The organism is Sphingobium fontiphilum (assembly GCF_014196635.1).
Taxonomy (GTDB): Bacteria; Pseudomonadota; Alphaproteobacteria; order Sphingomonadales; family Sphingomonadaceae; genus Sphingobium; species Sphingobium fontiphilum.
Genome location: NZ_JACIEB010000001.1, coordinates 774,295 through 791,688, shown reverse-complemented (window position 1 = coordinate 791,688; position 17,394 = coordinate 774,295). Strand labels below are relative to the sequence as shown.

The following is a 17,394-nucleotide window of genomic DNA, read 5'->3' as shown; positions in this document are numbered from 1 at the left end:
CGTCATCATCCTGTCCGAAGCGTGGCCCTTATTTCGGGGCGAGCACCATCAGCATTTGGCGACCTTCCATGCGGGGATAGGCTTCGACCTTGGCGATCTCCGCCACATTTTCCGCGACGCGCTGCAACAGGGCCATGCCAAGCTGCTGGTGGCTGAGTTCGCGGCCGCGGAAGCGCAGGGTGATCTTCACCTTGTCGCCTTCGCCGATGAAATCATGGACCTTCTTCATCTTCGTATCATAATCATGATCGTCGATGTTCGGACGCATCTTGATCTCTTTGAGCTCCTGCGTCTTCTGGGTCTTGCGGGCGATATTCGCCTTTTTCTGGGCTTCGTACTTGTACTTGCCGATGTCCAGGAACTTGCAGACCGGCGGATCGGCGGTGGGCGACACTTCAACCAGGTCCAGCCCGATCTCATAGGCGCGCTCGATCGCCTCCTGCGTATACATCACGCCCAGATTTTCGCCTTCATCGTCAATCACGCGCACCTTGGGCACGGTGATGAACTCATTATAACGGGGACCGGATTTCGGCGGCGGCGCCAGCGGGCGGCGCATCATCGGGGGACGTATAGCGGCTTCTCCTGTGGTCGTTTCAAAAACGGATGGCTCTTAGCGGCTTTTGCGCAAAGCGCAAAGGGGCCCGTGCTGCCGCCTGTGCGGAATCACGGACCCTTGTGGCCTTGTCGCCTCAGCGCATATCGGGCGGCAGCGCCTCATTTGCAAGGCGCGAAATGACGTCGTCGAGGGAAAGCATGGTCTGGCCCTCCTTGCCCAGCACGCGCAGGGCGACGGTGCCTTCCTCCGCCTCGCGTCGGCCGACGACGAGAAGGTTGGGCACCTTGGCGACGCTGTGCTCGCGCACCTTGTAGTTGATCTTCTCGTTGCGCACGTCGAGTTCGGCGCGGATGCCCGCTGCGCGCAGCTTCTCGACGACCTCGCCCGCATAGTCGTCCGCGTCGGACACGATGGTCGCGACCACCGCCTGCACCGGCGCCAGCCAGAACGGGAATTTGCCCGCATAATGTTCGATCAATATGCCGATGAACCGTTCATAGCTGCCGAAGATCGCGCGGTGGAGCATGACCGGGCGGTGGCGTTCGCCATCCTCGCCGATATAGCTGGCGTCGAGCCGTTCGGGGAGCACCCGGTCCGATTGGATGGTGCCGACCTGCCAGGTGCGGCCGATGGCGTCGGTCAGGTGCCATTCCAGTTTGGGCGCGTAGAAGGCGCCTTCGCCGGGCAGTTCCTCCCAGCCATATTCGGGCGTGTTGAGCCCCGCCGCCGCCACCGCGTCGCGCAGTTCATTTTCCGCCTTGTCCCACATCTCGTCGCTGCCGAACCGTTTTTCGGGGCGCAGCGCCAGCTTAATCGAATAGGTGAAGCCAAAATCCTTGTAAATGCGGTCGGCCAGCGCGCAGAAGGCGCGGACTTCCTCGACGATCTGGTCCTCGCGGCAGAAGATGTGTGCGTCGTCCTGCGTGAACTGGCGCACGCGCATCAGGCCGTGCAGCGCGCCATGCGGCTCGTTGCGGTGGCAGCAGCCATTTTCGTAGAAGCGCAAGGGCAGGTCGCGATAGCTCTTGATCCCCTGGCGGAAGATCAGGACGTGCGCGGGGCAGTTCATCGGCTTGAGGGCCATCCATTCGGCATCGTCCGACACCAATGGGCCCTCATCCGCGACATTGGGCGCTTCGTCGGGGATGACGAACATGTTTTCGCGATATTTGCCCCAGTGGCCTGACTGCTCCCACTGGCGCGCGTCCATCACCTGCGGCGTCTTGACCTCGCGGTATCCGGCGGCGTCGATGGCGCGACGCATATAGGCTTCCAACTCGCGCCAGATGAGGTATCCCCTTGGGTGCCAGAAAACCGACCCGTGCGCCTCCTGCTGGAGGTGGAACAGGTCCATTTCCTGGCCGATCTTGCGGTGGTCGCGCTTGGCCGCTTCCTCCAGCCTGTGGAGATGCGCGTCGAGCTGCTTCTTGTTGAGCCAGCCGGTGCCGTAGATGCGCGTCAGCTGCGCATTCTTCTGGTCGCCGCGCCAATAGGCACCCGCGACGCGCATCAGCTTGAACGCCGCCGGATCGAGCTTGCCGGTCGAGGCCAGATGCGGCCCCCGGCACATGTCCATCCATGCCGTATCGCCATTGGGTCCGTTCGGATCGCCGGACCAATAGACGGTCAGGTCCTCAAACTCGGGAAGTTCCTTGGCCCATTCGGCCTTGAACGTCTCTCCAAGAGATTCCCAACGGGAAATCAGGTCTTCCCGCATCCAGACTTCGCGAATCAGCGGCTTGTCGGCGCGGATGATCTCACGCATCTTCTCCTCGATCGCGGGCAGATCCTCCATCGAGAAGGGCGCGCGCGACGCCGGAGCCATCACGTCATAATAGAAACCGTCGTCGGTCGACGGGCCAAAGGTGATCTGCGTGCCGGGGAACAGCGCCTGCACCGCTTCGGCCAGGACATGAGCGAAATCATGGCGCGCCAGCTCCAGCGCATCGGCTTCATCCTTCGCAGTCACCAGCGCCAGATGGGCGTCGGCCTCCAGCGGCAGCATGAGGTCGCGCAGCTCGCCATCCACGCGCGCGGCAATCGCCGCCTTGGCCAAGCCCGGTCCGATCGCCGCCGCGATGTCCGCCGGGGTGGTGCCGGGCGCGACTTCGCGCACGTTACCGTCGGGCAGGGTGATCTTGATCATGGCGGACACGAGGAATTTCCTTGGCAAAGCGATAGGGACGCGGCCCCGGAAAAGCCGCGCCTTCCCCTTAAATGGGCGGTCCGGCCTGTCAATAGAAGGCCGCTTGCGCCGGGCCAGCAAATGAGGCATTTTTATTATGTTATAACATTAAATTTAGGAGGGTGAAGCGATGGCCATTTCCCTGTCCCGTCCCGAAGCCGATGCGCAGCCGATGGGCGACATGAACACGACGCCGCTGATCGACGTGATGCTGGTGCTGCTCATCATGTTCATCATCACCATTCCTCTCCAGACGCACAGCGTGGGGATTGACCTGCCGGGCGAGGCCGCCGACCCGACAGCGCCCATGCCCGATCCGGTGCGTAATCGCCTGACCGTGGATGGCGCGGGGCAGATCCGCTGGAACGGCGCCGCCATCGACCGGATGATGTTGCGCCAATATCTCGCGCGGTCGCTGGCGCTGCCCACCGAACCGGAACTGCAGTTCGAACCCAGCGCCGACGCCCGTTATGTAATGGTCGATGAGATACTGGCGGACATCCGCCGCGTGGGCGTTACCAACCTGGGTTTCGTCGGAAATGAACGATATAGCAGCTTCTGACTTGACCTGCTGCGTCCGTCGTTGTCTGGTGCGCTCGGGGCATAGTCGGGGGCACCGGGATGGAAGAAGATGCGCAGGCCAGCTTTGCGTTTGAAGGTCGTTGGCGGGATTATGCGCCAATAGCCTTTACCAACCTGCTGCTGACGATTGTCACTCTTGGTATTTACCGTTTCTGGGGGACTGCCCGGTCGCGTCGCTATCTTTGGGCCAACAGCCGTTTTATAGACGATCATCTGGAATGGACGGGAACGGGCAAGGAGCTTTTTGTCGGCTTTCTCATGGTGATCGTGTTGATCGGCTTGCCGTTCCTGTTCCTGCAATTCGGTGCGCAGGCGCTGATCCTTCAGGGACGGGAGGAATTGGCGGCGGCGCTGACGCTGGCGGCCTTCTTCACCATCTTTTACTTTACAGGCGTGGCCCGTTTTCGCGCTCTGCGCTATCGGCTCGCCCGCACATGGTGGCGCGGCATCCGGGGGGGCAGCGACGATAGCGGCTTCGGCTTTGGCGTCCAATATATGTGGCGGACCATGATCGCCTATGCGCCGATGGGCCTGCTCATTCCCTGGTCGATGATGTCCCTGTGGAATCGCCGGATGAACCGGATGAGCTTCGGATCGGAGACGCTGGTGGCCAGTGGACGGGCGCGCCCGCTTATGGGCCGGTTCCTGCTCTTTTACCTGGCCCCTTTGCTGTTCGTGCTGCTCGCGATTGCTACGGCTGGGACGTTCGGAAGCGAGCTTGGCGGCGGCGTTCGGGTGATGTCCAATTTTCCGCCCGTTTTGCGGATCATCGCCTTTCTGGTGATTTTCGTTGGCGTGTATGTGCTTCTGGGCCTCATCGCGCTGGCCTATTATGCGGCTTTTCTTCGCGAAGCGATCAGCAACCTCCACTGGGGCGGGCTGCAGTTTTCCTTCGAGGCCAGCACCGATGACTGGCTGGCGCTCTTTTTCGGCGACATCGCCTTGGTTGTGCTTACCCTGGGGATCGGCGCAATATTTCTGGATTATCGGCATTGGAAATTCTTCATCACGCATCTGGGCGCGTCGGGTGAAATCAACCTCGACCAATTGGGGCAGTCGCAGACCAAGGCGTCGCGTCATGGCGAGGGACTGCTGGATGCCTTTGACGTAGGGGCTTTCTGACCTTCATGTCCCAGTTTCAACTGTGGCATTACGACGGGGAAACGGCGACGCGGCGCATTGTCAAGCTGCGCGCCGATGCCCATGGCTTTCGTCTGGAAGACGTTGAAAATGACTGGACGGGCCAGCGAATATCATGGTCGGACCTTCTCTTCATAGGCAGGGAAGCAGGCCGGAGCGCCTATGGCCATCGCCAGATTCCCGGCTGGCGGCTGGGCTTTTCGGGGGACGCGCCGCCGGACATTGCCGCGCGCCTGCCCGGTGGCGAACGCTATGGCCGCTGGATCGACCGATTCGGCCTGTGGCCAGCGGCGGGCGCCTTCGCATTGGCGGCGGCGGTCGTCGTTTATGGCGTCCTGCAATCGCCGGCCTGGCTGGCGCCGCTCGTCCCGCAAAGCTGGGAAAACAGCATGGGCGACGCCATGGTCGGCGATCTGGGCGGGCGCGTGTGCCATGGCGGGGCAGGAGAGGCGGCGCTGGCGCAGATGGTCGCGAAAATCGACCCGAAGGGCGAAGCGCGCGAGGTTGTCGTCACCAATATCCCGTTGATCAACGCCATCACCTTGCCGGGCGGGCGGATCATATTGTTCGACGGGCTGCTGCAACAGGCCCAGTCGCCCGACGAGGTGGCCGGGGTGCTGGGCCATGAATTGGGCCATGTCCGCCATCGTGACACGCTGGCCGGCCTGATCCGGCAACTGGGGCTGAGCGTCGTGCTCGGCGGTTTCAGCGGCGATGCCGGAGGGTATCTGAACGGCGCATTGGCGCTCAGCTATGGGCGGGAGGCGGAAGACGCCGCCGATGGCGTGGCCATCGAGCAAATGCGCGCCGCCCATGTCTCCCCGGCGGCGACCGCCGGCTTTTTCGAGCGGCTGGGCCATGTCGAGGGCGACGATGATGCGGCCCGCGCCATGACCTGGCTTTCGTCCCACCCCCTGTCTGCCGATCGGCGCGCGCGGTTCGCCGGGGCGGTGGACAAGAATGCGCAATATGCGCCCGCGCTCGACACCGTTCAGTGGAAGGCGCTGCTCGCCATGTGCGCCAGCGATCCCGATGTCGCCGACCCGTGGGGCCGACAAAAATAGCCGCGCACGCCCTTCCCTTGGCCTGTCCGCTTCCCCAGATTAAGACGCGACCATGACCGATTCCGCTCAGCCCGCCGCCGCCATCGAGATTCGCGACCTGACCAAGGTCTACAAGGGCGGCAAGAAGGCGCTCGATTCCATCTCGCTCTCCATTCCGCGCGGGCAGATTTACGGGCTGCTCGGCCCCAATGGCGCAGGCAAGTCGACGACGATCAATATCCTTGCGGGTCTGGTCAACAAGACATCGGGCAGCGCGCGCATTTGGGGCTTCGACATCGACGCCAATCCCCGCAACGCCAAGAACAGCATCGGCATCGTGCCGCAGGAAATCGTTTTCGATCCCTTCTTCACGCCGCTGGAAACGCTGGAGAACCAGGCAGGCTATTATGGCGTGCCGAGGGACAGGCGGCGGTCGATGGAATTGCTGCGCGCCGTCCATCTGCAGGACAAGGCCAACGCCTATGCCCGCACCCTGTCGGGGGGCATGAAACGGCGGCTGCTGGTGGCGAAGGCGATGGTGCATTCGCCGCCGATTCTGGTGCTCGACGAGCCGACCGCCGGGGTCGATGTGCAATTGCGTCAGCAATTGTGGGCCTATGTGCGCGAACTCAACGCCATGGGCGTCACCATCGTGCTGACCACCCATTATCTGGAAGAAGCGCAGCAATTGTGCGACCGCATCGGCATCATCAACCATGGCAGGGTGATCGCCGACAAGACGACGCGCGAATTGCTCTCGATGGCGCAGGAGAAGGTCGTGCAGGTGACGGTCGACCGCGACATCGCGACAGCGCCCGAGGCACCCTGTTTCGAGAAGGTGGAACGGGTGGACGAGCGTACGCTGACCATTACCTACCTGAAGGACCGGGCCAATGCCGGGCAGGTTCTGGCCGCGGTTCAGGCCAGCGGTCTGGCCATAGTCGATGTGGTGACGCGCGACCCGGATCTGGAGGATGTGTTCCTCCACCTGACGGCGGATGCCTGACGGTTTGGCCGGTCGGGTCCGCGCGCCCCTTGCCCGGTAGCCCGTTTCCTTTCAAATGGGTGGCTGGGCCATGCGGCCTGCATGTCATGACAAGAAGATAATTCAGGACGAAGATGCCCATCACCACCCACGACGTCGTCATCATCGGGTCTGGCGCGGCCGGTCTGACCGCCGCCATCAATCTGGCGCAGGACCGCAAGGTCGTGGTGCTGGCCAAGGGAGCGCTCGACGGGGGGTCGACCAACTGGGCGCAGGGCGGCATTGCCGCCGTACTCGACGCGGGTGACAGTTTCGAGGCGCATGTAGAGGACACGATGATCGCGGGCGCGGGGCTCAACGACCGTAGCACCGTCGAGTTCGTCGTGTCTGAAGCGCCGGCCGCGATCGAGCGGCTGGCGACGCTTGGCGTGCCGTTCAACGAGGGTGAGGATTTTGGCGAACGCTGGCACCTGACGCGCGAGGGCGGGCACAGCCATCGCCGCATCGTCCATGTCGATGACGCCACCGGGGCGGCGGTGCAGCGAGCGCTGGTGAAGGCGGCGCGGGCCAATCCCAACATCACCCTGATGGAGGACATGGTCGCCATCGACCTCATCACATCCCGCCATGGCGAAACCTATTCGGGCGACGGCCATGTCTGGGGAGTCTATGCCTTCAACAAGGCGAGCGGCCATGTCGACGCGCTGCTGGGCAAGGCGACGATATTGTGCACCGGCGGGGCGGGGCGCACCTACCTGTTTTCCACCGCGCCGCGCGGGGCGACCGGCGACGGCATCGCCATGGCGTGGCGCGCGGGGTGTCGCGTGTCCAACATGGAAATGAACCAGTTTCATCCGACCTGCCTCTACAATCTTGAGGTCAAGAATTTCCTGATTACCGAAGCGGTCCGGGGCGAGGGCGGGCACCTGAAGCTGCCCCCCGGTGTGCCGGGCGCGGGCGAGCGTTTCATGCCGCGCTTTGACCCCCGCGCGGAACTGGCGCCGCGCGACGTGGTGGCGCGCGCCATAGATCATGAAATCAAGCGGCTGGGCCTCGATTATGTCCATCTGGACATCAGTCACAAAGATCCGGAATTCGTGAAGCATCACTTCCCGACCATCTATGCCCGTCTGCTGGACCTGGACATCGACATCACGAAGGAGCCGATCCCGATCGTTCCGGCGCAGCATTATACCTGTGGCGGGGTGATCATCGACCTTCATGGCCGCACCGACCTGCCGGGGCTTTATGCCGCGGGCGAAGTGACGGAGAGCGGCCTGCACGGGGCCAATCGCCTTGCGTCCAACTCGCTGCTGGAATGTTTCGTCTTTGGCGAGGCGGCGGCCAGGCATATCCGCGCCCATTGGGACGAGCTGCCCGCCCCGCCACCGATCCGAGCGTGGGACGAAAGCCGCGTCACCAACGGCGACGAGGAGGTCATCGTCCAGCACAACTGGAAGGAAATCCGTCGCTTCATGTGGGACTATGTCGGCATCGTCCGCACCACGAAGCGGCTGGAGCGGGCGCAGCACCGCGTCGCCCTTCTGGCGCAGGAGGTGGATGAATATTACGGCAATTTCCGGGTGACGCCCGACCTGATCGAACTGCGCAACCTGCTGGAAGTGGCGCGGCTGGTCGTGCGGTCGGCGCTGCACCGCAAGGAAAGCCGGGGGCTGCACTATACGCTGGATTATCCTGATATGCTGCCGCAGGCGCTCGATACCGTTCTCTACCCTTGAAATCCGCCAAAAAAGTGGCGCGGTGCCCAAAGTGGGACCGCGCCGGAGGAGGAGGAGAGATGCGCTGCAAGCACATCATCGGGACCCCTGATTTAGCAAATGGCGGCGCGATTCCCTTGATCGCGGTCAAATATGGGTGCGGATGCGAAGGCTTTTATGCCCTGCCCGAGAGGAACGACCGCATCGCCGCGGCGCAACGGGCCGGCTGGTCGGCCATGATGATGTGACCGCTGGGGCCGATGGCGCGCAGGTGCGCGTCGCGCTTGCCAGCATAGGCGGCCCGGAAGCGCCTGCTGATTTCCGCCGCCTGCGCGCGGTCGCCGCCCACCGCATAGAGCACCTCCAGCGGCACATTCAGGCGCGCGAGCGAGGGGGCCAGATCGACCTGCGCCAGATCGCGCAGCGCATTGGCGATGACGTCCGGCTCGCTGCCCTGCGCGCCCGGCGCTCGCGAAACGATGTCCGCCAGATAACGCCGACCGGCGCGCGTGCCGGTGAAATATTGACCCAGTTGATCGGCCAGAAAGCCCAAGCCGTTCGCCGTTCCGCCCAGCATCCCGGCCCCGGCGGGCAGCATGTCGATCACCATCACCCGGCTGGCCAGGCCGCGCAGGCCGATCATCATCGCCAGCGTCCCGCCCATGGAATGACCGATCACCGCCGGACGCCGCGATCCGAGTGTCGCAATGCAGCGGGCGATTTCATCCCTGACCGGCGCGAGCACTGGCCCGGTGCGGTTGAGATCGCCGGGCAGGCGAGCAAATCCGGCGATATGGACCAGGTGCAGGCGATAGTCGGGCAGGGCGGCGACCATCGCGTTCCAAACGCCTGGCCCGCTGGCGAGGCCGGGGATCAGCACCACGTCCGGCCCGCGCCCGCGCACCGAAACCGCGATCCGGCGGGATGCAAAGGGCGGCGCTCCCCGGGCGACCCAGGGTGTGGCCGCCAGCGCGATTCCGGCGATCAGTGTGCGGCGGTCGATATTCATGCCCGCCGCTCTGCCGCAAGTGAACTTAACCGTCCATGATCGTTTGACAGGCGCGGTGCCGTTCAGCCTCCTTACATCGCAGATAGGGAATCATTCGTCGCAAGAGGGCTTGCGCGCAACGCCGCCGCGCTGGCCCAATAGTCGCACAAGAGCGGGTGAATAAAATGGGTAGCCATCGGGGTGGGCGCTTGACGTCCCTGACGGTCAGCGATGCTGGCCGATTGATCTTATTGGCGCTGGCGCTGTCGTCCTGCGTCAGCGCGCCAGAGCCGCCGCGCGCGACCGCGCCAAGGCCCGCGCCGCCTCCGGTCGCCGCTGCGCCGGCCCGGCCGTTGCCGCCGACCACGCCGGGCCTGCCCTATCAATCCATCGACATGGCCGAAACGCCACCGGCATCGTTGGTGGCCGCCATCCGGTCGCTGGGCGCGTCGTTCAACGGCAAGGTGGGCATAGCGGTTCGCCGGGTCGGCGCGGACTGGACCGTCGCCCATGGTGGCACGGCGCTCTACCCCCAACAGAGCGTGTCGAAACTGTGGGTGGCAATGACCTTCCTCGATGCGGTCGACCGGGGCAAGCTCGACCTCAATGGTTCGACCACCATCACCCGGTCGGACCTGACGCTGTTTCACCAGCCCAGCGCCGCCAATGTCGGCGCCAATGGCTGGACCACCACCTATCTCGATCTGCTGCGCCGGGCGATGACGCAGAGCGACAATACCGCCAATGACGCGCTGCTGCGCGCGGCGGGCGGGCCGGAAGCGGTGCGTGGTTTCCTAGCGCGCCGTTTCATCCGCGACATTCGTTTCGGGCCGGGCGAGCGGTTGCTGCAATCGGCGACGGCGGGGCTGGACTGGCGGCAGGACTATTCCATCGGCCGCAATTTCTATGCCGCGCGCTCGAAACTTCCCATGGCGGTGCGGGTGAAGGCGCTCGATAATTATCTGGCCAACCCGCCGGACGGCGCTGCGCCCAATTCGATCGTGCAGGCGCTGGTGAAGCTCAAGCAGGGGGACATGCTCTCGCCCGCCTCAACCCGCCTGCTGCTGTCGATCATGGAGCAGGCCAAGACTGGTCCGCAACGGATCAAGGGCGGGGTGCCGCCGGGCTGGTCCTATCTGCACAAGACTGGCACGGGGCAGGATCTGCCGCCGCGCTCCACCGGCTATAACGACATCGGCATCATGACCGCGCCTGATGGCGTCAGCTATGCCGTGGCGGTGATGATCGGCAGCACGACGCTGCCCATCCCGTCGCGCTGGGCATTGATGCAGTCGGTGGCGCGGGCGGTGGCGGCCAGCCATAGCGCGCGTTAGGCGGCGGCCGGCTTTTATCCGTTACGGAGTCGTCTCGATGATGACCGTTCCCTTGCCTGCGATATTTGTCGGGCAGACAGGGAGGTCGATACCATGCGTTACGCCATCTGCATCATTGCCGTCATTCTGGGCGGCTGCACCAATTTCTATCCGCCGACGTCGGTCCGGAAGCTGGAGCCCAATGCCCGCTATCTGGTCAGCCATGATTCCTCCCGGCGCGGGGCGTGGGTCGCCACTGATGCGACCGGCAAGGTCACAAGTTGCGCGGAGCCGGCGCCGGATGTGGCGCTGTCGCTGTCCACTGGCCTGAAGGCTGACATCAGCGCGGGCGGGGTTGAAGCCAATGGCGTCGATGCTTCGGCGGCGTCAACGGCCTTGGCGCTGGCGGGACGCGACAATGTCGTGCTGCTGGCGCGCGAGGCGCTTTTTCGTATTTGCGAGCAGCAGGCGATGGGCAACCTCACGCCCGATCAGGTCAGGGGCCTGTTCAAGGAGGTATTCTTTTACATGAAGGAGATCGCCGTCGCCCAGGCGACCAAAGAGGAAGCCAAGGCCAAGCAGTTGGAGGAAATCGCCAAGGCCGCGAAATAGATTGATTGGCATGCGGGCTGGAGGGCTTGGCCAATCGCGGCTATCCCGTCCGCATGACCCAGAATCATCTCTACCTGGTCGACGGCAGCGGCTACATCTTTCGCGCCTATCACCAGTTGCCGCCGCTCACCAACAAACATGGCCAGCCTGTCGGCGCGGTTTATGGCTATACCACCATGCTCTGGAAGCTGGCGGAGGAGTTGGGCAAGGCTGAGGGGCCTACTCATCTGGCCGTGGTGCTGGACAAGGGGTCGCACACCTTCCGCAACGACATGTACGACCAGTATAAGGCGAATCGCCCGCCTGCGCCGGAAGATCTGGTCCCCCAGTTTCCGATGATCCGCGACGCCACCCGCGCCTTTTCGCTACCCTGTATCGAGGAGGCGGGTTTTGAGGCCGACGATATCATCGCCAGCTATACGAAGGCCGCCGTGGCGCAGGGTTGGAAGGTGACGATCGTCAGTTCCGACAAGGATCTGATGCAGCTCATCCAACCGGGCGTCGACATGTACGACACGATGCGCAACGAACGGCGCGGCGCGGACTATGTGATGGGCAAGTTCGGCGTGTCGCCCGAACAACTGGGCGACGTGCTGGCGCTGATGGGCGACAGCGTCGACAATGTGCCGGGCATTCCGGGCATCGGGCCGAAAACGGCGGCGAAGCTGATTACCGAATATGGATCGCTGGAGGCGGCGCTGGAGGCCGCGCCGACGATGAAGAAATCGAAGATGCAGGAAAGCCTGATCGCCCATGCCGACATGGCGCGGCTGTCGCGGCGGCTGGTGGCGTTGCACGATGCGATGGACCTGCCCGAACCGCTCGACGACCTGACGCTGAAGGGCATTCCGCCCGAGCCGCTGCAACAGTTCCTGGACCACCACGGTTTCAAGTCGCTGCTGGCGCGGCTGGGCGCGCCCGCCGCCGCTGTCGCGGTCGCGGCGGCATCGGCGGTCGTGTCGGACATGGCGCCGCCCCCCCCGCCGGTGCAGGACGCCGCCCCGCCCATCGACCGCAGCCAATATGAAACGGTGGTGGATGAAATCGCGCTTGACCGCTGGATCGCGGAGGCGACCGCGCTGGGCGTGGTCGCCGTCGATACGGAAACGGACCGGCTGGACGCCATATCCTGCGAACTGGTTGGCCTGTGCCTGTCCACCGGGCCGAACCGCGCCTGTTACATCCCCGTCGGCCATGGCGGGCGGGACATGTTCGCGGAGCGGCCGCAACAGCTTGACCGCGCGCTGGTGCTGGCGAAATTGAAGCCCCTGCTGGAGGACGACGCGGTCCTGAAGGTCGGGCAGAATATCAAATATGACCTGATCGTCCTGCGCCGTCACGGCATCGACGTCGCCCCCTATGACGACACGATGGTGATGAGCTTCAACCTTGACGCCGGGCAGTCGTTGTCGGGCCATGGCATGGACGAGGCGGCGCGCGCGCACCTGAACCATGAGTGCATCGCCTTCAAGGATGTCGTGGGGACTGGCAAGAGCCAGATCAGCTTTGCCGAAGTGCCGCTGGACAAGGCGACCGCCTATGCCGCCGAGGACGCCGACGTCACGCTGCGCCTGTGGACCCTGTTCCGCACCCGCGTCGCCAATGAAGGGGCGAGCCGCGTCTATCAGCTTGTCGACCGGCCGCTGGTGTCGGTCGTGGCGGGGATGGAACAGCGCGGGATCAAGGTCGACCGCGAAGCCCTGTCGCGCCTGTCGGCCGAATTCACCGCCGGGATCGCCGCGCTGGAGGGCGAAATCCATGAACTGGCGGGCCAGCCCTTCGCCATCGGATCGACCCAGCAACTGGGGGCGATCCTGTTCGACAAAATGGGGTATAAGGGGGGCAAGAAGGGCAAGTCCGGCGCCTATTCCACCGATGTCACCGTGCTGGAGCAGTTGAAGGCGCAAGGGGCGGAGATTGCGGGCAAGATCCTCGACTGGCGGCAATTGTCGAAGCTCAAATCCACCTATACCGACGCGCTTCAGGCGCAGATCAACGCCGATACCGGCCGTGTCCACACCAGCTATTCGCTGACCGGCGCGCAGACCGGGCGGCTGTCCTCCACCGACCCGAACCTTCAGAATATCCCGATCCGCACCGAAATCGGTCGCCAGATCCGCCATGCCTTTGTCGCTGAACCGGGCAATGTCATCCTGGCGGCGGATTATAGCCAGATCGAATTGCGGCTTGCCGCCCATATGGCCGATGTCCCGGCGCTGAAGGACGCCTTCGCCAAGGGGGAGGATATTCACGCCGCCACCGCCCAGCAGCTGTTCGGAGAGGTCAACCGCGACACGCGCGGCCGGGCCAAGACGATCAACTTCGCCATCCTTTACGGCATTTCGCGCTGGGGTCTGGCCGCCCGGCTCGAAATCCCGCCGGAAGAGGCGCAGGACATGATATCCCGTTATTATGAGCGTTTTCCCGGCATCAGCGTCTATATCAACGAGACGCTCGAAAAGGCGCGGGAGCGCGGGTACACAGAGACGCTGTTTGGCCGCAAGACATGGTTCCCCCGTATCAAGGCGCCGGTCCAGCACGAGCGGCAGGGGGCCGAGCGCGCCGCCATCAACGCGCCCATCCAAGGCACCAGCGCCGACATCATCAAGCGCGCCATGGCCCGCATGGAACCTGCGCTGGCGGCCGAGGGGCTGGGAGAGGTGAAGATGCTGCTCCAGGTCCATGACGAACTGGTGTTCGAACTGCCCGAAGCTGATGTGGCGGCGGCGAGCGCCGTCATCCGGCGGGTGATGGAAGGGGCGGCTGAACCCCTTGTGAAGCTGTCGGTGCCGCTGGGCGTGGAAATCGGCCATGGGCCAAGCTGGGGCGCGGCGCACTGATCGGTTTGTAACGACAGATCGGCGCAGTGGGCGCAATCCGTCATCCGCAGGCCGATGCTGACAGCGAAGTCATCCGGCTTGACGGCTCCAAGCGCATGGCCCCGATGGCGGAAGGCTGCCGGACCGGATGACGCGCCCGGCCGGGCCTCAATCGACGCTGCTGCGCGCGATGCGGGCGAGGCGCGGGAAGTTTTCGGCGCGTTCGCGGGCGTTTGCGGAGGATGCCGTCCCCCGGATCACGCGGCCCTTGATGCCGTGAAAAATGGCGGCGAGGCGGAAGAAGTTGAACGCCATGAAGAAGGGCCAGTTGGCGATGCCCGCCCGCCCGGTGCGCGCGCAATAGGCGGCGATATAGTCTTCCTCCGACGGAATGCCGAGCGCGGCCAGGTCTGCCCCTGCCAGTCCCGCGACGATGTCCGGCGGCATCCGGTACATCATCGCATGATAGCTGAAATCAGCGAGCGGGTGGCCCAGCGTCGACAATTCCCAGTCGAGCACCGCCAGAACGCGCGGCTCGCTGGGGTGGAATATCATGTTGTCGCAGCGGAAATCGCCATGGACGACGCTGCTCTCATCGCCCGCCGGGATATGGGCGGCCAGCCAGTCCACCAGCCAGTCCATATCCGGATCGCGCCCCGCCGCTTCATCCTCGACATATTGGCGTGACCAGCGGCTGATCTGCCGGGCGAAATAATTGCCCGGCTTGCCAAAACCCTCCAGCGGCGCAGTGTCGACGCTGTGCAGTTGCGCCATGGTCGCATTCATCGCGTCGAATTGGGCGGCGCGCGCGGTGCGCGACACATCGGGAAAGGTCGCGTCCCAGATCACCCGTCCTTCGACCATGTTCATCACATAGAATGCGGTGCCAATGACGCTTTCATCCTCGCACAACCCGTAAATATGAGGGACGGGGAAGCCCACCTCCTCCAGCGCGGTGATCACCTGCACCTCGCGCTCGATGGCATGAGCGCCCTTCAGGATCGGCCCGGGCGGCTTTCGGCGCAGCACATAGGATGCGGTGGGCGAACGCAGGCGATAGGTGGGGTTGGACTGGCCGCCCTTGAACTGGTCGATCGCCAGCGGCCCGGCAAAGCCGGGGACATGCGCCTGCATCCAGCCGGTCAGCGCGGCTTCATCAAGCGCATAGCCTTCGCGCACCGGGGTGGCGCCGCTGTTGGCGTCCTGAGCGCCGATGGTCATGGATTGGCCTTTGCGAAATCGCGCTTGATCTTCTTGGCCATCGACCATTTGTGGACTTCGGTCGGGCCGTCATAGATGCGGAAGGCGCGGACTTCGCGGAATATCTGTTCGACGATCGTGTCGCCGCTGACGCCGGTGCCGCCCATCACCTGTACGCATTTGTCGGCGATCCGCATCAGCGCTTCGGACACGGCGACCTTCGCCATGGAGCTTTCGGCCGTGCCCAGCGATCCGGTGTCCAGCACGCCCGCGCACCAGTCGATCATCAATTCGGCCTGGCGAATGTCGATCAGGTTTTCAGCGAGCATGAAGCCGACCCCTTCATGGTCAACCAGCGGCTTGCCAAATGCGTGGCGTTTGCAGGCATAGGCGGTGGCGATTTCCTGCGACCGGATCGCCCCCCCCAGCCAGCGCATACAGTGCGACAGGCGGGCGGGGGAAAGGCGCACCTGCGCATATTGAAAGCCTTCGCCGCTGGCGCCCAGCATCTGGTCGGCGGGAACGCGCAGATTGTCGATGGCAACGACGGCGTGGCCGCCGGGCATCGAACTGTCGATGGTGTCGAGCACCCGTTCGATGCGGATCGCCGGGTTGGGCAGGTCGACCAGGAACATGCACGCCCCCTCGGTCGACTTCGCCATGACGATGCCGACCCTCGCGCCCTGCGCCCCGGTAATGAACGCCTTGCGCCCGTTGATGACCCAGTGGTTGCCGTCGGGATGGCAGGTCGTCTGCATCATCGACGGGTCGGAACCCGCGCCGCCATCGCTGGCCGGCTCGGTCATGAAAAAGGCCGACCGCGCCTCGCCCGACACCAGTTGCTTCAGGAAGCGTTGTTTCTGTTCCGGACTGCCCACTTTGCCCAGCAGATACATATTGCCCTCGTCAGGCGCCATGGTGTTGCAGGCCAGCGGGCCGAGCGGCGAGAGGCCCGACCGGATCAGCACGACGGCCGTTTCGCGCTGCGACAAATGGTTGCCATCGGGCAGGATATGGGGCGTCATCACCCCGGCGGCGCGCGCCTTGTCGCGCATTTCCATGATCAGTTCCTCCGACGGACCATGGCCGTGCACCTCGATGCGGGGATCCCTTTCATAGGGGACGATGACCTCGCGAACGAAGGCTTCCACCCGATCGGCGATTTCCAACGCCTTTTCCATGCCAATGCCGCTCATGCGATCTTCATATCCCCCAGGGTCGAAACAGAATCGTTCAGCCGGACCAGCGTCTTTCCGCGCGTCTGGCCGGACAACAGGCGGATGAAGGCGTCGGGGGTCGACTCGATGCCGGTGGCGACATTTTCGGTTGCCTTGAGCGCGCCGGATTTGATCCAGTCGGCCAAGGCATGTTCGGATTCCTCCAGCATGTCCTGATGCTCATAAGCCAGGAAGCCGCGCAATGTGAGCCGATGAACCAAAACCTCCCAAAGGTTGCGGATCGGGTAGGGATCGCTCTGACTATTATAATTGGCGACCATGCCGCAGACGACGACTCGGCCGAAATCGGCCATCAGCGGCAACATGGTGTCGAGGATCTTGCCGCCGACATTGTCGAAATAGACGTCCGCGCCCTTGCCATCGCAGGCTTCGCGGATCGCGGCCGACAGGTCCGTCGCGCTCTTGTAGTCGACTGCCGCTGCATAGCCGAGGTCGCCCAGAACCTCGGCAATCTTGTCGGTGCTGGCGATACCGACCGCCCGGCAGCCCGACAGGCGCGCGATCTGGCCAGCGACGCTGCCCACGGCTCCCGCCGCCGCGCTGATGACGACGGTATCGCCCGCCGCCATCTCACCAATGCGCTTGAGGCCGATATAGGCGGTGATGCCCGACCATCCGAGAGCGCCCATATAGGCGGTCAGCGGCACGGTCGGGTCGATCTTCACATTTTCGATGGCGAAATTGTCGGCGGGGATGATGCTCTGTTCCTCCCACCCGATGAAGCCGCGCGCATAGTCGCCGACCTTGAAGGCGGGATTGCGCGATTCGGTGACTTCGCCCAGCACCATGGTGGGGATCATGCCGCCCAGCGGCACGCTGGGCAGATAGGTGCCGTCGCCCGCGTCCAGCAGGCCGCGAATGGCCGGTTCGATGGCGAAGATGAGGTTGCGTGTGCGAACCTCGCCTTCGGCCAGCGGCCTGACATCTTCCTCGACCAGGGTGAAATTGTCGGGCGTCGGCACGCCGACAGGGTGCGAAACAAGCACGAAACGGCGGTTTTTCATAAAACTTA

Annotated in this window: 14 protein-coding genes; 8 read left to right on the top strand and 6 right to left on the bottom strand. The window is 64.1% G+C overall.

Annotated features, from left to right (window positions below; all coding sequences use genetic code 11):
* Positions 1–28 precede the first annotated feature (28 nt).
* A complete protein-coding gene (gene infC, locus GGR44_RS03605) occupies positions 29–562 on the bottom strand; it encodes a translation initiation factor IF-3 (RefSeq protein WP_183954044.1) in 534 nt (177 codons plus the stop codon).
* A 130-nt stretch (positions 563–692) separates the two neighbouring features.
* Positions 693–2,705 carry a threonine--tRNA ligase gene (gene thrS, locus GGR44_RS03600; RefSeq protein WP_183954043.1) on the bottom strand — a complete coding sequence of 671 codons (2,013 nt, stop codon included), beginning with the start codon at positions 2,703–2,705 and terminating at the stop codon, positions 693–695.
* 169 nt (positions 2,706–2,874) lie between these two features.
* Between thrS and GGR44_RS03595 the strand changes: the two genes are divergently transcribed.
* From GGR44_RS03595 to nadB, 5 genes are all read left to right on the top strand, one after another.
* Positions 2,875–3,306 carry an ExbD/TolR family protein gene (locus GGR44_RS03595; protein WP_183954042.1) on the top strand — a complete coding sequence of 144 codons (432 nt, stop codon included), beginning with the start codon at positions 2,875–2,877 and terminating at the stop codon, positions 3,304–3,306.
* 59 nt (positions 3,307–3,365) lie between these two features.
* A complete protein-coding gene (locus GGR44_RS03590) occupies positions 3,366–4,448 on the top strand; it encodes a YjgN family protein (RefSeq protein ID WP_183954041.1) in 1,083 nt (360 codons plus the stop codon).
* 5 nt (positions 4,449–4,453) lie between these two features.
* Entirely contained in the window at positions 4,454–5,530 is a 1,077-nt protein-coding gene (locus tag GGR44_RS03585) for a M48 family metallopeptidase (protein ID WP_183954040.1), read from the top strand.
* 52 nt (positions 5,531–5,582) lie between these two features.
* On the top strand, positions 5,583–6,515 hold the full coding sequence (locus GGR44_RS03580; RefSeq protein WP_183954039.1) for an ABC transporter ATP-binding protein: 933 nt from the start codon (positions 5,583–5,585) through the stop codon (positions 6,513–6,515).
* Between the two features lie 113 nt (positions 6,516–6,628).
* The gene (gene nadB / locus GGR44_RS03575; protein WP_183954038.1) at positions 6,629–8,233 is read left to right on the top strand and encodes an L-aspartate oxidase; all 1,605 of its coding nucleotides are present in this window, start codon (positions 6,629–6,631) and stop codon (positions 8,231–8,233) included.
* A gap of 154 nt (positions 8,234–8,387) precedes the next feature.
* Here the strand turns inward: nadB and GGR44_RS03570 are convergent, their stop codons facing one another.
* Positions 8,388–9,221, bottom strand: a complete 834-nt coding sequence (locus GGR44_RS03570; protein WP_183954037.1) for an alpha/beta fold hydrolase — start codon at positions 9,219–9,221, stop codon at positions 8,388–8,390.
* Between the two features lie 164 nt (positions 9,222–9,385).
* Between GGR44_RS03570 and GGR44_RS03565 the strand changes: the two genes are divergently transcribed.
* From GGR44_RS03565 to polA, 3 genes are all read left to right on the top strand, one after another.
* Positions 9,386–10,534, top strand: a complete 1,149-nt coding sequence (locus GGR44_RS03565; RefSeq protein WP_183954036.1) for a serine hydrolase — start codon at positions 9,386–9,388, stop codon at positions 10,532–10,534.
* A 93-nt stretch (positions 10,535–10,627) separates the two neighbouring features.
* On the top strand, positions 10,628–11,125 hold the full coding sequence (locus GGR44_RS03560) for a hypothetical protein (protein WP_183954035.1): 498 nt from the start codon (positions 10,628–10,630) through the stop codon (positions 11,123–11,125).
* 53 nt (positions 11,126–11,178) lie between these two features.
* Complete coding sequence (gene polA, locus GGR44_RS03555; protein WP_183954034.1) at positions 11,179–13,965, top strand: DNA polymerase I; 2,787 nt, start codon at positions 11,179–11,181, stop codon at positions 13,963–13,965.
* A gap of 147 nt (positions 13,966–14,112) precedes the next feature.
* Here the strand turns inward: polA and GGR44_RS03550 are convergent, their stop codons facing one another.
* Genes GGR44_RS03550 through GGR44_RS03540 form a run of 3 tightly spaced genes read right to left on the bottom strand, consistent with a single transcriptional unit; the run spans position 14,113 to position 17,386 of the window.
* Entirely contained in the window at positions 14,113–15,165 is a 1,053-nt protein-coding gene (locus tag GGR44_RS03550) for a phosphotransferase (RefSeq protein WP_183954033.1), read from the bottom strand.
* The gene (locus tag GGR44_RS03545; RefSeq protein WP_183954032.1) at positions 15,162–16,340 is read right to left on the bottom strand and encodes an acyl-CoA dehydrogenase family protein; all 1,179 of its coding nucleotides are present in this window, start codon (positions 16,338–16,340) and stop codon (positions 15,162–15,164) included. The genes GGR44_RS03550 and GGR44_RS03545 overlap by 4 nt, the downstream gene beginning before the upstream one ends.
* Positions 16,337–17,386: an NADP-dependent oxidoreductase gene (locus GGR44_RS03540; RefSeq protein WP_183954031.1), complete on the bottom strand. Its 1,050-nt coding sequence runs from the start codon at positions 17,384–17,386 to the stop codon at positions 16,337–16,339. Before GGR44_RS03540 ends, GGR44_RS03545 begins: the two co-directional genes overlap by 4 nt.
* Positions 17,387–17,394 lie beyond the last annotated feature (8 nt).